The sequence below is a fragment of the Pontibacter qinzhouensis genome, assembly GCF_008017455.1.
In the GTDB taxonomy this organism is placed as follows: domain Bacteria; phylum Bacteroidota; class Bacteroidia; order Cytophagales; family Hymenobacteraceae; genus Pontibacter; species Pontibacter qinzhouensis.
Genome location: NZ_VRTY01000038.1, coordinates 25357 through 41443, shown reverse-complemented (window position 1 = coordinate 41443; position 16087 = coordinate 25357). Strand labels below are relative to the sequence as shown.

The following is a 16087-nucleotide window of genomic DNA, read 5'->3' as shown; positions in this document are numbered from 1 at the left end:
CTAGCTATTTTCATATGTTCAGCCTGAAGGAAATCGCCTCCGTTACCCTCACTTTATTTGCCGTTATCGATATTCTGGGCTCCATCCCGATAATTATAGACCTGCGCAAACGCGAAGGCCATATAGAATCGGAGAAGGCAACCATTGTTTCGGGCATACTCATGATTGCGTTCCTCTTTCTGGGCCAGTCTATCCTGCAGTTATTTGGCATCGATTTTCAGTCGTTTGCCATGGCAGGCGCCATTGTTATTTTCCTGATCGGGCTGGAGATGATTCTGGGAAAGAACTTTTTCCACACCGACCCCGAAACCAGAAGCGGTTCCATCGTGCCACTCGCCTTCCCGCTTATTGTAGGAGCTGGCACCATGACCACGTTGCTTTCTTTGCGTGCGGCTTACTCGCTGCCCAATGTGCTGGTAGGCATCGTTATCAACCTGCTGTTTGTGTACATTGTGCTCAAATCATCGAGTTGGATAGAGCGTAAACTTGGTAAAGACGGGGCAAATGTTCTCAGGAAAGTTTTCGGCATTATACTGCTGGCTATCGCTATCAAACTTTTCAAAAGCAACCTGCCTCTTTAGTTTTGAATGTTGAATGAGTGAAAATGATTTGAAAATTTGGAGATTTGAAAATGCTTACTATTTATTTAACCCTACATATAGCAGCTACAGAAAAGCACTTTCATCCAAAATATCTATTCACTCAATCACTCATCCACTCATTCAAAATTACATTTCACTCATTCAAAATTTAAACTATGATCGAGCTATTTACAGACGGAGCTTCGCGTGGTAACCCTGGGCCTGGAGGCTACGGAACGATTCTGCGCTGGAAGCAGCATGAAAAAGAACTGACTGCCGGTTACCGGAAAACCACGAACAACCGCATGGAACTGCTGGCTGTTATTGTAGGTCTCGAAGCTATTACCAAGCCAGGCATACCGGTTACCATTTACTCCGACTCTAAATATGTGGTAGATGCCGTGGAACAACGCTGGGTATTTGGCTGGCAGAAAAAAGGTTTTTCCGGTAAAGCCAACGGCGATCTGTGGGCCAGGTTTCTGCGCGTATATGCCAAGCACAACGTAAAGTTTGTCTGGATAAGAGGCCACGCCGGCCACCCCGAAAACGAACGCTGCGACCAACTAGCCGTTGCCAGCGCCCTCTCCCCTAACCTGCTCATAGATGAAGGCTTCGAATCAGGCCAGTTTAATTCTAAGTAATTTTGAATGAGAGATTGAGAGATTGAGTGAATGAGTGAGTGAGTAGAAATTTCCAATAAAATTCCTTTCGGCACCCGCTGCTGCATATAAATTCGAATAAATACCTGACATTTTCAAATCTTCAGATTTCCAAATTTTCAAATCAATTTCCACTCAAAATTCAAAATTAAAAGAATGCCTAACACCTACTTTCAGTTTAAGCAGTTTCGAGTGGAGCAGGAGAAGTGCGCTATGAAGGTTTGCACGGACTCTTGCTTATTTGGAGCAGTTGTGGAGGTGGAGCGAGCGCAACGGATAATGGATATTGGCACCGGAACCGGACTACTGGCCCTGATGGTGGCACAGCGGTCAGGAGCAGAGATTGATGCGGTAGAAATTAACCCGGAGGCTCAGCAGCAGGCAGCGGAGAACTTTGCCGCCAGCCCCTGGGCAAACCGGCTACACTTGCACCCGCAGAGTTTGCAAGAGTTTGCCAAAACTTGTCAGCACCAGTATGATGTTATCTTATCGAATCCGCCGTTCTTTCTGAGTTCCTTAAAATCAGGAGACAAGGCAAAAGACACAGCCAAGCACACCGGCGATTTGCTTTTTGAGGAGATTCTGGCCTTTGCCGCAGCACAACTTACACCTGATGGCAAGCTGCACCTGCTGCTCCCTCCTGCCGAAGCACAGTATTTTGAAGAACTGGCAACCCGCTTTGGGTTATTTATGGGGCACCGGCTGGAGGTATTTACGCGTGTTGGTGGCAAATGCATCCGGCACATCCAGACTTACACCAGAGTAGCGGCCGCTGCCCCGGCAACTGCCAGCATCTGCATTCGGGAAGCTGATGCGGTTACGTACACGGTAGCCTTTAGCAGGCTGCTGCAGCCTTTCTACCTCATTTTCTGAAGTAGCACCTTTACTTAACCTGCTCCTTTTCTGAGAACTTAACGCCGAACTCCTGCAGCTCCTGCAGCACCGGTTTGTACAGTTCTTTATCTGTAGGAATTGCCACGCCACGCTTTGTAATTTTACCTTGCAGCAACAACTTCGCCAGTATGCCCACAGGCAGGCCTACCGTTTTCGCCATCGCCGTCTGCACCTCATCTTCGCCCTGCACTACCAACCACGACACCAGCTCATGCTGCTCACCTGCCAACTCGTACACAAATTGGTGCTGCATCACGATCATGTCTTTGTCGCCGGGAGAAAGGCTCCATTTCTCTTTCAGTAACTTCTCCAGCACTTGGGCTGGTGTGGCATTTTGTACTTGAAGCGGTTCTTCGGAAAACAGGCCCAGCCATGCCAGCTTTTGCAGCACTTCGTGCTCCTGGGGCAGCTGCAGGTAGCTTGCTACACGCTGCTGTACTGGTAAGCCGGGCACTGCAGCAGGAGGTAGAAACGATTCCAGGAAACTACACTTGGTCAGGTTTATGGTGCTGTCTAGCAGGTAAGTATCATCGGTCATGCCAAGTTGCACAAAAGTGTTCCAGGCTTCACAAAAGCCCTCTTTGCGCAAGGTACCCCGCAACATGGTCGGAATGTGCTGCAGGCCGTACAGCTTTCTGTAGCTAAGGGAGTCGCGGTTAGCATAGCCTTCAAACACGCCGTAGCCTGCCACTTCCACTTTTTCGGTGCGGGTAAATAACTGGTGGTACGGAATGTATTTGTAGGTTCCGGCTTCTATGTAGCGCGCAGTGCCCTGCCCTGCCAGCACCACATTGCGCGGGTTCCAGGTAAATTTGTAGTGCCAGGGGTTGTTATCACTCTCAGGAGCCACCAAACCACCTGTAAACGATTTAAACGACAGCAATTCCCCACCTTTTGCCCTGATCTGGTGCAGTGCAGCCATAGCCGACATATGATCGATGCCAGGGTCCAGGCCGGCTTCCATCAAAATCAGAATGTCTTTTTGAAGCGCTTCTTCATGCAAACTCTGTATGGCGGGGCTCATATAAGAGGCTGTTAGCAGGTGCTTGCCCTGCTGCAGGCATTCTCGTGCCACCACCTCATGAAAAGCTGCAGGCAAAAGCGAAATGACTACATCGGCATTTTCTACTTCGGCAGCACGCTGTGTTGGCTCCTGCACATCTATAACTATTGCCTTGGCAAAGGCCTTAGCTGCTAAAACTGGCTGCAGATGCTGCACCTCCACATCGCCAATGGTAAGCTCCCAACCCGCTGCAGCTGCATGCTCGAGTAAATAGCTTATAAGTACCGTAGCTGATCTTCCGGCTCCAAGTAAAAGTATTTTTTTGGTCATACCCTACAAAATTTATAACCTGGTTCAGCCAATTATACCTGCAGGTTAGCTAATAAGGAGATATTAAGCTATATTTATAGCCTTTTTCTAATTTTTACTTTAAGCACCTACATGGCGACTGCGCTACAGATTACAATTCAAATTGATGTACTGACCGGAGCACACGAGCTCAGCGAACTAGAACAACAAACCATGCAAATGGCCGAAGAAGCTGCCAACGATGCTTATGCTCCTTATTCGAACTTTTATGTAGGTGCTGCCCTGCTACTCGAAAACGGCTCGCTGTTTAAAGGAAGCAACCAGGAAAACGCCGCTTACCCCTCTGGCCTCTGCGCCGAACGTACGGCTCTTTTTGCCATGAGTGCACATTTCCCAAAACAGAAAGTAAAATTAATTGCTGTTGCCGCCCGCAGGCAACACCAGCTCCACTACCTCCCGGTTACACCTTGCGGTGCCTGTCGGCAGGTTATGTCTGAGTACGAGTTTAAGCAGCAGGAGGCTATACCGGTGCTTCTGCATGGCCCCGATGGCACCTTTTACCGCTGCCGCTCCGTACAGGACCTGCTCCCGCTACAGTTCACCAAAGACAGTCTTTTGAAGTTATGAATTTTGATTGAGTGATTGAGTGAATGCTTTAAAGCTGTGGAAATCAAGAATTTTGAAAATGATTTACTTTAATTTTAGTTTTTATAAGTAGCAGGCAAAGCAGTAGGTGCAGAAGCCTCATTTGGCTAAAACTAATTATTCACTCAATCATTCATTCACTCAAAATTCATCCTCTCTCCCACATGCCCGACATTACCACCTCCAGCAGGTGCTGGTCGGGGTCGCGGAAGTAGAACGAGAGGTAGCCGTTGCCCCAGTCATATTCCTGCTCCAGCGCAATGCCCTGGCTTATTATTTTCTGTTTCCAGGGTTCGTATTGCTCTTTCTCCACCTCAAAGGCAAGGTGCAGCTGGCCTTCTCCGAAATGGGGCGGCAATGTTCCGGCTTGTTCTGAGGCGGCAGCTATAAAACAGAGCAACACCGAAGCTCCTGCCCTGAAAAATACGTGCCGCCCTGTTACTTCTCCTATCACGGCAAAGCCTAACTGTTGGCTATAGAAAGCTTTTGTACGCTCCAGGTCGGTAACGTACAGGCAGGTTTCCTTTATTTTCAGAATATCCATGCTTTTTCTATTTTTAGGACCATATTTCTATTTAGGTATACCTCTATTTACGAATTCTCTAAGAAAGGACAGCCTTTTTCTATTTTCTATGCGTACTACAGTAGCCGTTCCTCTCCCGGCAACGTTGTAAAATTTACTATGAAACTTATGATCAAGATATTTTTTGCTTTTGTTACAATTCTGGCTATTAGCTTTTATTTTTTACGCGAACCGCTCCTGCGAAGCACCGCCGCACCGGCTGCTCTCGAAAAAGTGGCGGCACTGCCTGACGAGGTTTCAGAAAGCTCCGGTATTGAGGTACTACCCAACGGCTCGGGCTACCTGACCCACAACGATGCCGGCAATAAACCTTACCTTTACCAGCTCGACAAGAGCGGGAAACTTACCAAAACCATTAAACTGGGCCTGCCGAATGTAGACTGGGAAGACCTTGCCCGCGACGACAAAGGGAACATCTATATAGCCGATACCGGCAACAATAAAAACAAGCGGAAAGAGCTGGCTATTTATAAAGTAAATCCAAAAGACTATACTAAGGCAGAGGCCATCCGGTTCAGCTACGAAGACCAGAAAGATTTTCCGCCAGCCAAACAAGATATGAACTTCGATTGTGAGGCTATTTTCTGGCACGGTGGCAACCTTTACCTTATCTCTAAAGACCGAGGGCAAAAACAGACGGCCAAAATTTACAGAGTAACTGCTAAAGCCGGAAAGCAACAGGCCAAGCTGATCGGGAGCCACAAAATACCAGCTGCCATTACGGGTGCCGCCATTAGCCCGAGCGGTAAAGAAGTGGTGCTCATCAGCAAAGAAAAACTACATATATTTCAGCAGGTAAAGAACCCGGAGAAATTCTACGATGGCAAATACAAAGAGGTAAGTCTGCGAGGTGCCGGACAGACAGAGGCTGTGGCTTTTGAAACAGACAAAATGCTGGTTATTACGAGCGAGGGCGGTAATCTCTACAAATACACGCTCTAGTAAAACCCACTCCTGTTTTAGAAATACTTTATAGCAGACAAGGCCGGCAACTAGTGCCGGCCTTGTCTGTGCATGTTGAATTATTCAAATGAAATTGGCCTTCCAAAGCGAATTCCTTTATTTTTAGTCAAGGGTCTTACTTACTGCTGCCAACGGGATGCGCTTCGAGCCTCTTCCCGTCGGGTTGCACAGCTACAGGCTTTTGCCATACCCGAATCAGGATAACGATTCCAGCCAGAATGAGCGGAATGCTCAGGATCTGCCCCATGTTCAGGGCAAGCGTGTCTTCAAAGTCCACCTGATTCTCTTTCAGGAATTCTACCAGGAAACGGAACGAAAATAACGCCGTAACGAAGATGCCGAACAACAGGCCTTTTGGCAAATGGCTTCTGTATTTGTTCCATAACCAATACAAAAGCACAAACAGCAAAAAAACCGATAGCGATTCGTAGAGCTGTGTTGGGTGTCGAGGGTCTGCAGAGGCACGCACGCCGTTTATTACCTCGTTGTTGCGCTCAAACAAAAACGCCCAGGGCACATTAGTTGGCTGCCCGATAATTTCGGAGTTCATGAGGTTGCCGAGGCGTATAAGGGCACCACCTAAGGCTACGACTATTACAATCCGGTCGAGCACCCACATGTAATCGAGCTTTTGCTTGCGGCTGAAAAACCAGAGCGCCAGCAAAATACCGATGGTAGCACCGTGGCTGGCAAGTCCGCCTTCCCAGATCATCAGAATTTTTATAGGGTTGCTCAGGTAGTAGGCTGGGTCGTAGAAAAGGGTGTGGCCGAGCCTCGCTCCTATTACAGTGCCGATAATCATGTAGAGGGTTATCACATCTACGTCGCCTTCGGTGCGGCCTTCGGCAACATAAATTTTAGTGAGGATGCGTTGCCCGATTACAAAGCCCAGGGCGAAAAGCAAGCCGTACCAACGGATAGAAAGCGGGCCGATAGAAAAGATCTCTGGATCTACGTTCCAGGTAATATAGTTCAGTATACTCATAGAGCTAAGGATAGACCTGCCAAAGTTACAATAAATCAGAAAGGTAAAAAATAGGTGTAACCACTTAGCCCGTGGCTACCTCTTAATAAAGCGAAACGCGGCACCTGCTGGTTTAGTACAGCCAGTGCCGCGTAAATTATGCGAATGAAAACAGCCTTCAGAAGGTTTTCAGGCTTTTTTAGGTCAAGGGTCTTATGCTTGCCTGTGCCACTTAAGACTTTAGCTGCTGCAGCTCATCGCGGTAGCCACCACTCAGAATCGGAAAGCGGAGCCAGCTGCGCGGGTCGAGGTTATAATCGTCGAGGTGGAAGGCTGGGGCATAGCGCTCGCGTTTCCATTGGTTACGGGTCCAGAGCCTGTAGAACTTCTGAATATATTCCTGGGCTGTTTCAGGAGCAATACCATCGGCAACCAGTTTATCCAGCACCTGCTGCGGCGAAACGCGCTCGTAAAAAGCCAGTCGCTCAATCTGGTTCAGAATCTCGTAGGGCATCAGGTCCTTTTCGTCGGTCTGGGCCTCTTCGGCAGGACGCAGTTCGGCGGTTGGCTGCAGCTTGTTTACATATTGCAGTCCTTCATAGCCTAACTCCGTCTGCATCCAGATGAGGACCTGGCGCAGAAAAGCCTTGTCGATGCCGGCAATCGGCGATATACTACCGGCCGTGTCGCCATCCATGGTTGCGTAGCCTACGGCAGCCTCACTTCGGTTAGAGGTTGCCATGAGCAGCGCATTGTTGATATTGGCCAGCATCCAGATGGCAGGGGCACGTACTCTGGCCTGTATATTCTGCAACGTAATATCGTCCTGCTCCCAGGTAAGCGGGCGTTCTATGGCATTTTCTATTTTAGAGGAATATCCTGCTACTTCGTCATCAATGGTCCAGCTATGGAATTTGGCACCAATAGAGGCCGCCAGCTCTTTGGCAGAAATATAGGTATCGTCGGAAGAATTGACAGTACCCTGATATGCACAGGTCAGCAGGTGCCCCACCAGTTCTTTACGTGCCTGCTCCTCCAGAATAGAGTCGAAATGCGAAAGCTCCGGAATACCGAACATGCGGGTTTTGGCTACAAACAGCGTTACACCTAAACTCTCGATACCACGGCGCACCATTTCGGCCACGGCCACGGCACAAAGCGAGGAGTCTGCGCCACCACTCAGCGAGAGTACAAAGCCCCGGCTGTAGCTTTTGCGCATATAATCGAACAAGCCCAGCGAGAGGGCCGCAATTACTTCTTTAATCTCATCTATGGGCGGAAGGTATTCAATGGTTTCGGCTATCTCCGGATCTTGGCCAAAGCATACTTCTGCAAACTCCAGGTCTACATCTTTAAAGCACAGCAGCTCGTTGCGCCTGATCAACTTGCCGTTCTGGGCTATCAGCACTTCGCCATCGTAAATCATGCGGCCAGCTTCGTTGCCAAGCAGGTTCGCATAGAGGTACGCACACTGGTATTTTTTAGAGGCCTCCACCACCAGCCGGTGCCGCAGATCGGTTTTACTTAAGGCAAAGTGGCTGGCGCTCGGGTTCAGAATCAGTTGCACACCTTTGGGCATATGGCGCTCTGCAGGGCGGTCGGGTCGCCAGGCATCCTCACAAATCTCGAAGGCAAATTTTACGCCCTGTTCCTGGTAAATTATATCGCCGATGGGATACCGTTGCCCCAGCATCTCGAACTCCTCTACCTGGTTAGCGGGCCATGGCGTAAACCAGCGCGGCTCATAGTGCACCCCGTCCCGGGCCAGGAACTGCTTTGCCGTAAAGCCGACAATCTGCCTGTTTTTAATGACGCAGGCCGTATTGTACACATCGCGCTTATGGATAATATGCACTCCCAGGCACACCGTTAACCCATCGCACCACTCTTTTACCTCCAGCAGCTTTTCAAAGACTTTATCGGCCAGCCAGGGGCTCAGGAACAGGTCTTCGCAGCCGTAGCCGGTAATGCAGAGCTCCGGCAACAGCAAGATGTGAACGTTATGAGATGTAGCCTCGTCGATGGCATTTTTTATATTCAGGAGATTTGCCTCCCAGTCTAGTGGTGTCTGGTTAAGCGCGGCACCAGCCAGTATAAGTCTTGTATCTTCCATATCGGGTTTTCTAACGCAACTATGCCCTGGCAAGTTAAGCGCTGCCATTAAAAAACTAGCAAAAAGATAGACTTTTTACTATATAAAGAAACAAATGAGACGCCAGGTAGACATGAGAATTAAGCCAGACAGAAGCCTCCATACCAAGATGTAAGCTCCGTTTAGCTAAGCCTGAAAGCAAGTAAAGGACTAATGGAAAAAGGCAAATCCTGCCAACCCTTGGCTAAAATGAGCCAAAAATCTTTTGGAAGGGCAAAAACATTAGAATAATTGGTAGTGGAGTAGCTGAGCTGCCTGTGCAGGATAGGATTATTACCAAGCGCAGCCGGTGTTCCTCTTCCAAACCAACTGCTCCATTCCAGAAACAGAAGGTACAGTTGACTTAAAAAGGAAAGTAGAAGCCTTAACTAATATTTAGCAAAGCCAGCGATTTTTCAGCAGCTGCCTGGTCGGCTTTCTTTTTAGAAAGGCCTACACCAATGGCAATGGGTTTGCCATCTATGTATACCTCGCAGGTAAACTCGGTTGTATTGCCCTGCTGCTTACGCTTCACAATTTCGAACCTGATTTCCATGTTCTGGCTCTGCGCCCACTCAATAAGTTTGCTCTTGAAGTTCGACACCGTGTTTACCAGTTGGTGCAGGTCTATGTGCGGTTTTATGAGTTTACCAAGTATAAAGTGCCGCGTTTTGTCGTAGCCTTTATCGAGGTAAATAGCACCTACTAATGCCTCCAGGGCATTACCGTTAACCGATTTGTGCCGTGGCCCCTGCCCTGCCAAATCTACTTTAATAAGCAGGTTCAGGCCGATCTTTAAGGCCATCTGGTTCAGCGATTCGCGGTTTACGATGCGTGAGCGAATTTCTGTCAGAAAGCCTTCGTCTTCGTAGGGGAATTTTTTAAACAGCAGTTCCGCCACCACTGCGCCTAGTATAGCATCGCCTAAAAACTCCAGTCGCTCGTTTGTGTCGTGCTTGCTGCCAGATGCCTGCCGGGCATACGAAGTATGGGTCAGGGCAAGCTTATAAAGGCGAATGTTGTCCGGCGTAACACCTATTATGCCGGCAACAGCGCGCACTAATTCTTTATCCTTAGTAAAAATACGTTGGTAAAAGCGCCGTACCGGTTTAATAGGACCAAACACTAATCGTTCAGTTGACGGAATAAAACAGATGTATTATGGCCACCAAATCCAAAGGTATTGCTAAGCGCTACCTTTATATCGCGTTTCTGGGCTTTGTTGAACGTGAAGTTCAGGCCCGGGTCGAAACTCTCGTCGTCGGTAAAGTGATTGATGGTAGGCGGCACCTCCTGGTGCTGAATTGCCAGTATACAGGCAATAGCCTCTATGGCTCCAGCTGCACCGAGCAAGTGGCCGGTCATCGATTTGGTTGAGCTGATGTTGAGTTTGTAGGCATGCTCTCCGAACACCGTCTGGATCGCTTTTACCTCGCTCACATCGCCCAGTGGTGTAGAGGTACCGTGCACGTTTATGTAATCAACATCTTCTGGTTTGATGTTGGCATCGCGCAGTACATTCTGCATCACGTTCAGGGCTCCAAGGCCTTCAGGGTGAGGTGCTGTAATGTGGTAAGCATCTGCTGACATACCGCCACCGATGATTTCGGCGTAGATTTTGGCGCCACGCTTTTTGGCATGCTCATACTCTTCTAAAATCAGGGCACCGGCACCTTCACCTAACACAAAACCGTCGCGGTCTTTGTCGAAGGGGCGGGAGGCTGTTTCAGGAGAGTCGTTACGCTCCGAAAGGGCTTTCAGGGCGTTAAAACCACCTATACCTGCTTCTGTTACAGCTGCTTCAGAACCTCCGCTCACGATCACATCGGCCATACCCAGGCGGATATAGTTAAAGGAGTCGATGAGGGCGTTTGTGGCAGAAGCACAGGCAGAGACTGTAGAAAAGTTCGGACCCCGGAAACCATACTTTATTGAAATATGGCCGGCGCTGATATCGACAATCATTTTCGGGATGAAGAACGGGTTGAAGCGGGGGGTTCCGTCGCCATTGGCAAAGTTCACGCATTCTTCCTGAAAAGTGCGCAGCCCGCCAATACCTGAACCCCAGATAACGCCAACACGGCCCGGGTCGTAAGTGCCTTCCACGAGGTTGGCATCTTTTACAGCTTCATCAGCCACAACCATTGCGAATTGCGAAAAGAGGTCCATTTTGCGGGCCTCCTTACGGTCGAAGTAGTTCTCTGGCACGTATCCCTTCACTTCACACGCAAACTGCGTCTTGAATTTACCGGCATCGAAACGTGTAGTAGGCGCAGCTCCACTCACGCCATTAGAAAGACCGTTCCAGTAATCTGCAACAGTGTTTCCGATTGGCGTGAGTGCGCCTAGCCCAGTAACTACAACTCTCTTAAGCTCCATAAGCTGTTAGTAGAGGATAGATAGTAGAAATGTTTAACTAAAATAATAGCGTGATGATTGGGGCACTATTTTGCGTGTTCTTCCAGGTAGCTTACCGCCTGACCTACAGTTGCAATATTTTCAGCCTGATCATCTGGAATAGATACGTTGAACTCTTTCTCGAATTCCATGATAAGCTCAACAGTATCTAATGAATCAGCGCCAAGATCGTTCGTGAAGCTTGCTTCCGGGGTTACCTCTGATTCTTCAACACCAAGCTTATCAATGATGATAGCCTTTACTTTTTCTGCGATTTCCGACATTTTTTCTTATAGTTAATTAAAACACAGTGCAAAGAAATATATTTCAGCAGACAATATCAAAAAAAATTACGGCATTCGTCTCTTTTGAAAAGTTTTATACCTTATATGTAGTTTTACGGACGAAGAATCTTATTTTTGGGATTGTTTGGAAATTGCATAAAAAAATGGCGCTCAGGCAAAAAATATAGCTAGAAATTAAAGCTATTCTGCGTAGCTTTATCGTGTAAGCAAAACAAACGCGACTTGGTACAGCAGAACACCCGTTTCGCGCAGTTTTCGAAACTAACGTACATTTATATGTAACATCAGGCAGGCAATAACCTCCTGATTAGTAGGAACAAGAGTTTGATAAATAATAATAAGTGTTCTGATGCGCACAAACCAGAACACTCATGCAGGCAGAAACAGACTGGCAGCAACAAGCTGCCCTCGCCAGCCTCCTTTATAATAGTATAGCGTATGACACTACACCAAAGCCACCCGGAAACGCAAAGCACTTCTTTTCGCCTGAGTCGTACCTTATTGAGTCTTTTCTTTCTCAAACCAAGCAAAAAAATATTTTACAATCAGTCATTTTAAAATCAAGGAAAATCTGATCTTCTAATATGGAATTCTTTAACAAAACGAAAGTACTCGCCACTGTTGGCCCAGCCAGCAACAGCTATGAGCGTCTTCAGGCATTGGTGAAAGAAGGTGTTGACGCCTTCCGTCTTAACTTTTCTCATGGTGCCCACGAAGAGCACCTGGAGGTTATAAAATTTGTGCGGGAGGTGAACCGCGAGCTAAATACCAACGTGAGCCTGGTGCAGGACTTACAAGGACCAAAAATAAGATTGGGCGATGTTGAAAACGGTGGCATCGAGATAGAAGAAGGCCAGATTATTAAATTGGTGTGCGATGGCTCTCTTACTATACCCGGCCGCCTCTCTACTATTTACACAGAACTTGCCAAAGACGTAAAACCAGGCGATGCCATTTTATTAGACGATGGTAAACTGGAGCTGAAGGTTATATCTACGGATGGCGACCTTGAGGTGGAAGCAGAAGTGGTATATGGCGGTATCGTGAAACCACGTAAAGGCATTAACCTGCCCGACTCTTCTGTATCTGCTCCTTGTTTAACAGAGAAAGACCTGAAAGACCTGCACTTCGGTCTGGACCACAACATAGACTGGGTTGCGCTCTCGTTTGTGCGCCGTGTAGAAGACATTCATGAAATTAAGCGCATTATTAAAGAACGCGGCAAAGACACCCGTGTAATTGCGAAAATTGAGAAACCGGAAGCCATTCGTAACATAGATGAGATTATAGAGGCAACTGATGCTATAATGGTGGCCCGTGGTGACCTGGGGGTGGAAGTAGGCATGGAAGAAGTTCCGATGATCCAGAAAATGCTGGTTGAGAAATGCAACAAGGCCGCTAAACCGGTAATTGTAGCAACCCAGATGCTCGAGAGCATGATCGTGAACCCACGCCCTACCCGCGCCGAGACAAACGACGTAGCCAATGCCGTGATAGATGGAGCCGACACACTAATGCTAAGTGCAGAAACTGCTGTAGGAGCTTACCCGCTCGAAACCATCCGCAGCATGGTATCTACTATATTAAATGTGGAGCGCAACGCCAATGTGTTCGACAAAACATACGGCCTGCGCCCCGATTCGCCAACGTTCCTGAGCGATAGCCTTGTTGCCAATGCCTGTGGCCTTGCCCGCGATACCAATGCCCGCGCCATTATCGGCATTACCCGCTCTGGCTACACGGCACTGCGCCTGGCCAGGCACCGTCCGAAGTCCGACATCTTTGTATTTACGGAGAACAAGCAGCTCCTGAACACACTGAACCTCGTGTGGGGTATCAGAGGCTTCTACTACGAGACCTTCGAATCTACTGACGCCACCATTGCCGACATTAAGCAAACGCTCTTAGACGGCGGTTTCCTGGAGACAGGCGATGTGTTTGTAAACACAGCCAGCATGCCCATGAGCCAGGACCGACGCACCAACATGATTAAGTTGAGCGTAGCCTAGTTCGGAACTGCTATAAACAAGAAAGCCTGAGATCTGCATGACCTCAGGCTTTCTTGTTTATATGGCTTAATAAAAATTTATTTACCTTCTGCTATGATTTAGCTACATCCTTTCCATCTTGTCACTCTGGTTTGTTGCTTCTGCACCATCTCGCTTTCGTCATCTTGTAAAGATCTTGTGGGCGAGAGCCATAAGCAGAAGCTACTGGCTTTATGGTTCAAGTTCCACTGCGACACAAACGGCTCAATTTCAGGAGCAGGTTGTTTTAACACTGTTGCCTTTGCTGATGAGTCTTGCTCACAAGATCCCTTCCCAATGACAAAAGTGTGGCGGTGAGAGTAAATACTACGAACTATTTTCTACCCAACAATTCCAATTATTCTAATGAAATTAGCCTTCCGAAGCTATGTAAGCAAACTTCTTATCAAGGGTTAACCTGATGATTTTCCAACTCGATACAAATAGTTGTGCAGCATGTCTCTTCCATCCACAACAATCGCTTCTGTTCTGGGAAGCAAAACTTTTCTAGCAAAAAGTCATACAAAACACAAAAAGCCCTGCACGGGTAGTGCAAGGCTTCCAGAAAGGGGATCTACAAAAATTAAGCTGCTGCAGCTAAGCTGTTAACGTGTTTCGCTAACTTAGACTTGTTGTTAGAAGCTTTGTTTTTGTGGATGATGTTTTTCTTGGCAAGACGGTCAATCATAGAAGCAACTGTCTTGTAAAGTTCCTGCGCCTCGGCCTGGTCAGTTGTGTTTTTCAACCTTTTGATAAAAGTACGAGTTGTTTTCGCTTGGTATCTGTTACGAAGACGTTTAGCGTTGTTCGCTCTGATTCTTTTTAATGCCGACTTATGGTTAGCCATATTATTTCAAATATAAAATTAAATTCTTTGTTCCTATCCGTAAATGAGTTTGCAAAGGTATTATGTTTTCAACTAAAATGCAAAGCTTTTACCGGATAAAATTCCAAACGTCCTTTGCAGTTTGCTGGTACAAAGAAAACAAGATGTTTTGGCAAAAACAAGCGTTATAAACAAAACAGAGCTGCTACAGCTCTATGGCCACAGCAGCTCTGGTCTGTACGCAAATGTGAGCACTATCAACGGTTCTTTTTCAACCGTGCCTCCGCCTTCTCTTCTGTTTGTTTCCAACTATCTTTCAGGTCTTTCCATTCCTGCCGGGTTTTATCGTCCCAGGAGGCGCTTTTTGTTTCCAGTTCCGCTTCCTTATCTTTGTACTCCTGCTTCATCTCTTTCCACTCTGCTTCAGTAGCATTTTCGGCTCTGGAAGAAGAGTTATTAACCCAGGCAGAAAAATCGTTGTATTCTCTCTCAGCTTCTCCTTGGTTGTATGATACGTCTGTATCGGTTTCTACTTTAACCACTTCTGCTTCCGAAGCAGTCTGGTTACTGTTTTCCTGCTCGCAGGAGAACATGAAAGCACCCAATGCAAGTGCAAAAAATATGGTTTTAAATATGGCTTCTATTTTCATAAGTTCATGTAGCTTTTAGTGTTCATTAAGATACGATTAAAACAAAATATTGATATACTAATTGTGCTCATAAAGTCAATATAGCCGTATTTCATAAATAAATACAATTTTAGATTTATTTGATTATTTCCTATGCCTCTTGTTCCGTCTCTTTATAAGCCTCCGTTCTATCTTCTTAATGGGCATTTACAAACTATACTACCCGGCTTGTTCCGGCAGGTGCCGGGCGTGCACTATAAACGGGAAAGGGTACCAACACCCGACAACGATTTTATAGACCTGGACTGGTCGGTGGTAGGCGCTGAAGCAGTAGTTATTTTATCGCATGGGCTGGAAGGAGATTCGGAGCGTTCTTATATAAAAGGCATGGTAAGAGCTTTTAACCAAAAAGGTGTAGATGCCCTGGCCTGGAACTACAGGAGCTGTAGCGGGGAGCCCAACAAACTGCTCCGCTCCTACCACCTCGGCGCCTCCGACGATCTTGACTTTGTCGTGAACTATGCCCTCGGGACCGGCCGCTACAGCACCATCTTCCTGGTCGGGTTTAGCGCAGGCGGCAACATTACCCTGAAGTACCTGGGCGAAGCGCCAGACCAGGTGCCGGAGCAGGTAAAGCGGGCTGCTGTGTTTTCGGTACCTGTAGACCTCAAAAGCTCTGCCCAACGGATCTCAAAAATCTACAGCCGCAGGTTCCTGAAATCGCTGGAGCTAAAGCTGGCACAGAAACGTGAGTTGTTTCCAGACAAAGTAGATCTGAGCGGCTATAACCCCTTGTGGTCTTTCCCGGAGTTCGATGAGCGCTTTACGGCACCCCTGCACGGCTTTAAGAGTGCCGACGATTACTATGCCCGCTCCAGCTCCAAGCAGTTCCTGAAGAACATCCGAATACCTACTCTGCTCGTTAATGCCAAGAACGACCCGTTTCTGGCAAACTCCTGTTTCCCGGTGCAGGAAGCAGAGCTGAACCCGAACTTCCATTTCGAAGCTCCTGCTACTGGTGGCCATGTTGGTTTCGCCATCGACTTCCGCAACAATATCTATTATTCAGAGATCAGGGCAGTGCAGTTTCTGCTGGAAGAAAGGTTTTAGATTTGGAGATTTGGAGATGGGTAAATTATGAAGATCAAAGATGCTCCCTTATGCTGCAAAA

Annotated in this window: 16 protein-coding genes; 7 read left to right on the top strand and 9 right to left on the bottom strand. The window is 47.6% G+C overall.

Going from position 1 to position 16087, the window contains the following annotated elements; genetic code table 11:
* The first annotated feature begins 14 nt into the window (after positions 1–14).
* The 3 genes from FVR03_RS11510 to FVR03_RS11500 all read left to right on the top strand — a co-directional run bounded on the left by FVR03_RS11510 (position 15) and on the right by FVR03_RS11500 (position 2113).
* Entirely contained in the window at positions 15–581 is a 567-nt protein-coding gene (locus FVR03_RS11510) for a MarC family protein (protein ID WP_147921901.1), read from the top strand.
* Positions 582–757: 176 nt separating this feature from the next.
* A complete protein-coding gene (gene rnhA / locus FVR03_RS11505; protein WP_147921900.1) occupies positions 758–1222 on the top strand; it encodes a ribonuclease HI in 465 nt (154 codons plus the stop codon).
* A gap of 174 nt (positions 1223–1396) precedes the next feature.
* The gene (locus FVR03_RS11500; protein ID WP_147921899.1) at positions 1397–2113 is read left to right on the top strand and encodes a tRNA1(Val) (adenine(37)-N6)-methyltransferase; all 717 of its coding nucleotides are present in this window, start codon (positions 1397–1399) and stop codon (positions 2111–2113) included.
* 10 nt (positions 2114–2123) lie between these two features.
* Here the strand turns inward: FVR03_RS11500 and FVR03_RS11495 are convergent, their stop codons facing one another.
* The gene (locus FVR03_RS11495) at positions 2124–3467 is read right to left on the bottom strand and encodes a saccharopine dehydrogenase family protein (RefSeq protein WP_147921898.1); all 1344 of its coding nucleotides are present in this window, start codon (positions 3465–3467) and stop codon (positions 2124–2126) included.
* A 111-nt stretch (positions 3468–3578) separates the two neighbouring features.
* Between FVR03_RS11495 and cdd the strand changes: the two genes are divergently transcribed.
* A complete protein-coding gene (gene cdd, locus FVR03_RS11490) occupies positions 3579–4073 on the top strand; it encodes a cytidine deaminase (RefSeq protein WP_147921897.1) in 495 nt (164 codons plus the stop codon).
* Positions 4074–4239: 166 nt separating this feature from the next.
* Here the strand turns inward: cdd and FVR03_RS11485 are convergent, their stop codons facing one another.
* Entirely contained in the window at positions 4240–4635 is a 396-nt protein-coding gene (locus FVR03_RS11485; protein WP_147921896.1) for a VOC family protein, read from the bottom strand.
* 147 nt (positions 4636–4782) lie between these two features.
* On the opposite strand from FVR03_RS11485, the gene FVR03_RS11480 reads away from it, so the two are divergent.
* Entirely contained in the window at positions 4783–5616 is an 834-nt protein-coding gene (locus FVR03_RS11480; RefSeq protein ID WP_255474181.1) for an NHL repeat-containing protein, read from the top strand.
* Between the two features lie 136 nt (positions 5617–5752).
* On the opposite strand, the gene lgt is transcribed toward FVR03_RS11480, so the two are convergent.
* The 5 genes from lgt to FVR03_RS11455 all read right to left on the bottom strand — a co-directional run bounded on the left by lgt (position 5753) and on the right by FVR03_RS11455 (position 11413).
* Positions 5753–6622, bottom strand: coding sequence for a prolipoprotein diacylglyceryl transferase (gene lgt, locus FVR03_RS11475; protein ID WP_147921894.1), 870 nt, complete (start codon positions 6620–6622; stop codon positions 5753–5755).
* A 211-nt stretch (positions 6623–6833) separates the two neighbouring features.
* Positions 6834–8714 carry an NAD(+) synthase gene (gene nadE, locus FVR03_RS11470; RefSeq protein WP_147921893.1) on the bottom strand — a complete coding sequence of 627 codons (1881 nt, stop codon included), beginning with the start codon at positions 8712–8714 and terminating at the stop codon, positions 6834–6836.
* A gap of 403 nt (positions 8715–9117) precedes the next feature.
* Positions 9118–9792, bottom strand: coding sequence for a ribonuclease III (gene rnc / locus FVR03_RS11465; RefSeq protein ID WP_255474180.1), 675 nt, complete (start codon positions 9790–9792; stop codon positions 9118–9120).
* 65 nt (positions 9793–9857) lie between these two features.
* Positions 9858–11111 carry a beta-ketoacyl-ACP synthase II gene (fabF, locus tag FVR03_RS11460; RefSeq protein WP_147921891.1) on the bottom strand — a complete coding sequence of 418 codons (1254 nt, stop codon included), beginning with the start codon at positions 11109–11111 and terminating at the stop codon, positions 9858–9860.
* A gap of 65 nt (positions 11112–11176) precedes the next feature.
* Complete coding sequence (locus FVR03_RS11455; RefSeq protein WP_018477241.1) at positions 11177–11413, bottom strand: acyl carrier protein; 237 nt, start codon at positions 11411–11413, stop codon at positions 11177–11179.
* 605 nt (positions 11414–12018) lie between these two features.
* Here FVR03_RS11455 and pyk point away from each other — a divergent pair.
* On the top strand, positions 12019–13443 hold the full coding sequence (gene pyk / locus FVR03_RS11450; RefSeq protein ID WP_147921890.1) for a pyruvate kinase: 1425 nt from the start codon (positions 12019–12021) through the stop codon (positions 13441–13443).
* 601 nt (positions 13444–14044) lie between these two features.
* On the opposite strand, the gene rpsT is transcribed toward pyk, so the two are convergent.
* A complete protein-coding gene (gene rpsT, locus FVR03_RS11445) occupies positions 14045–14308 on the bottom strand; it encodes a 30S ribosomal protein S20 (protein ID WP_147921889.1) in 264 nt (87 codons plus the stop codon).
* Between the two features lie 236 nt (positions 14309–14544).
* A complete protein-coding gene (locus tag FVR03_RS11440; RefSeq protein ID WP_147921888.1) occupies positions 14545–14937 on the bottom strand; it encodes a hypothetical protein in 393 nt (130 codons plus the stop codon).
* A 132-nt stretch (positions 14938–15069) separates the two neighbouring features.
* Between FVR03_RS11440 and FVR03_RS11435 the strand changes: the two genes are divergently transcribed.
* Positions 15070–16026 carry a YheT family hydrolase gene (locus FVR03_RS11435; protein ID WP_147921887.1) on the top strand — a complete coding sequence of 319 codons (957 nt, stop codon included), beginning with the start codon at positions 15070–15072 and terminating at the stop codon, positions 16024–16026.
* The last annotated feature ends 61 nt before the right edge of the window (positions 16027–16087 follow it).

What these genes read in the sequence shown, in the direction of transcription:
- FVR03_RS11510 (WP_147921901.1), top strand. Translation starts at nt 15, where the DNA reads ATGTTCAGCCTGAAGGAAATCGCCTCCGTTACCCTCACTTTATTTGCC.
- rnhA (WP_147921900.1), top strand. Translation starts at nt 758, where the DNA reads ATGATCGAGCTATTTACAGACGGAGCTTCGCGTGGTAACCCTGGGCCT.
- FVR03_RS11500 (WP_147921899.1), top strand. Translation starts at nt 1,397, where the DNA reads ATGCCTAACACCTACTTTCAGTTTAAGCAGTTTCGAGTGGAGCAGGAG.
- FVR03_RS11495 (WP_147921898.1), bottom strand. Translation starts at nt 3,467, where the DNA reads ATGACCAAAAAAATACTTTTACTTGGAGCCGGAAGATCAGCTACGGTA.
- cdd (WP_147921897.1), top strand. Translation starts at nt 3,579, where the DNA reads ATGGCGACTGCGCTACAGATTACAATTCAAATTGATGTACTGACCGGA.
- FVR03_RS11485 (WP_147921896.1), bottom strand. Translation starts at nt 4,635, where the DNA reads ATGGATATTCTGAAAATAAAGGAAACCTGCCTGTACGTTACCGACCTG.
- FVR03_RS11480 (WP_255474181.1), top strand. Translation starts at nt 4,783, where the DNA reads ATGATCAAGATATTTTTTGCTTTTGTTACAATTCTGGCTATTAGCTTT.
- lgt (WP_147921894.1), bottom strand. Translation starts at nt 6,622, where the DNA reads ATGAGTATACTGAACTATATTACCTGGAACGTAGATCCAGAGATCTTT.
- nadE (WP_147921893.1), bottom strand. Translation starts at nt 8,714, where the DNA reads ATGGAAGATACAAGACTTATACTGGCTGGTGCCGCGCTTAACCAGACA.
- fabF (WP_147921891.1), bottom strand. Translation starts at nt 11,111, where the DNA reads ATGGAGCTTAAGAGAGTTGTAGTTACTGGGCTAGGCGCACTCACGCCA.
- FVR03_RS11455 (WP_018477241.1), bottom strand. Translation starts at nt 11,413, where the DNA reads ATGTCGGAAATCGCAGAAAAAGTAAAGGCTATCATCATTGATAAGCTT.
- pyk (WP_147921890.1), top strand. Translation starts at nt 12,019, where the DNA reads ATGGAATTCTTTAACAAAACGAAAGTACTCGCCACTGTTGGCCCAGCC.
- rpsT (WP_147921889.1), bottom strand. Translation starts at nt 14,308, where the DNA reads ATGGCTAACCATAAGTCGGCATTAAAAAGAATCAGAGCGAACAACGCT.
- FVR03_RS11440 (WP_147921888.1), bottom strand. Translation starts at nt 14,937, where the DNA reads ATGAAAATAGAAGCCATATTTAAAACCATATTTTTTGCACTTGCATTG.
- FVR03_RS11435 (WP_147921887.1), top strand. Translation starts at nt 15,070, where the DNA reads ATGCCTCTTGTTCCGTCTCTTTATAAGCCTCCGTTCTATCTTCTTAAT.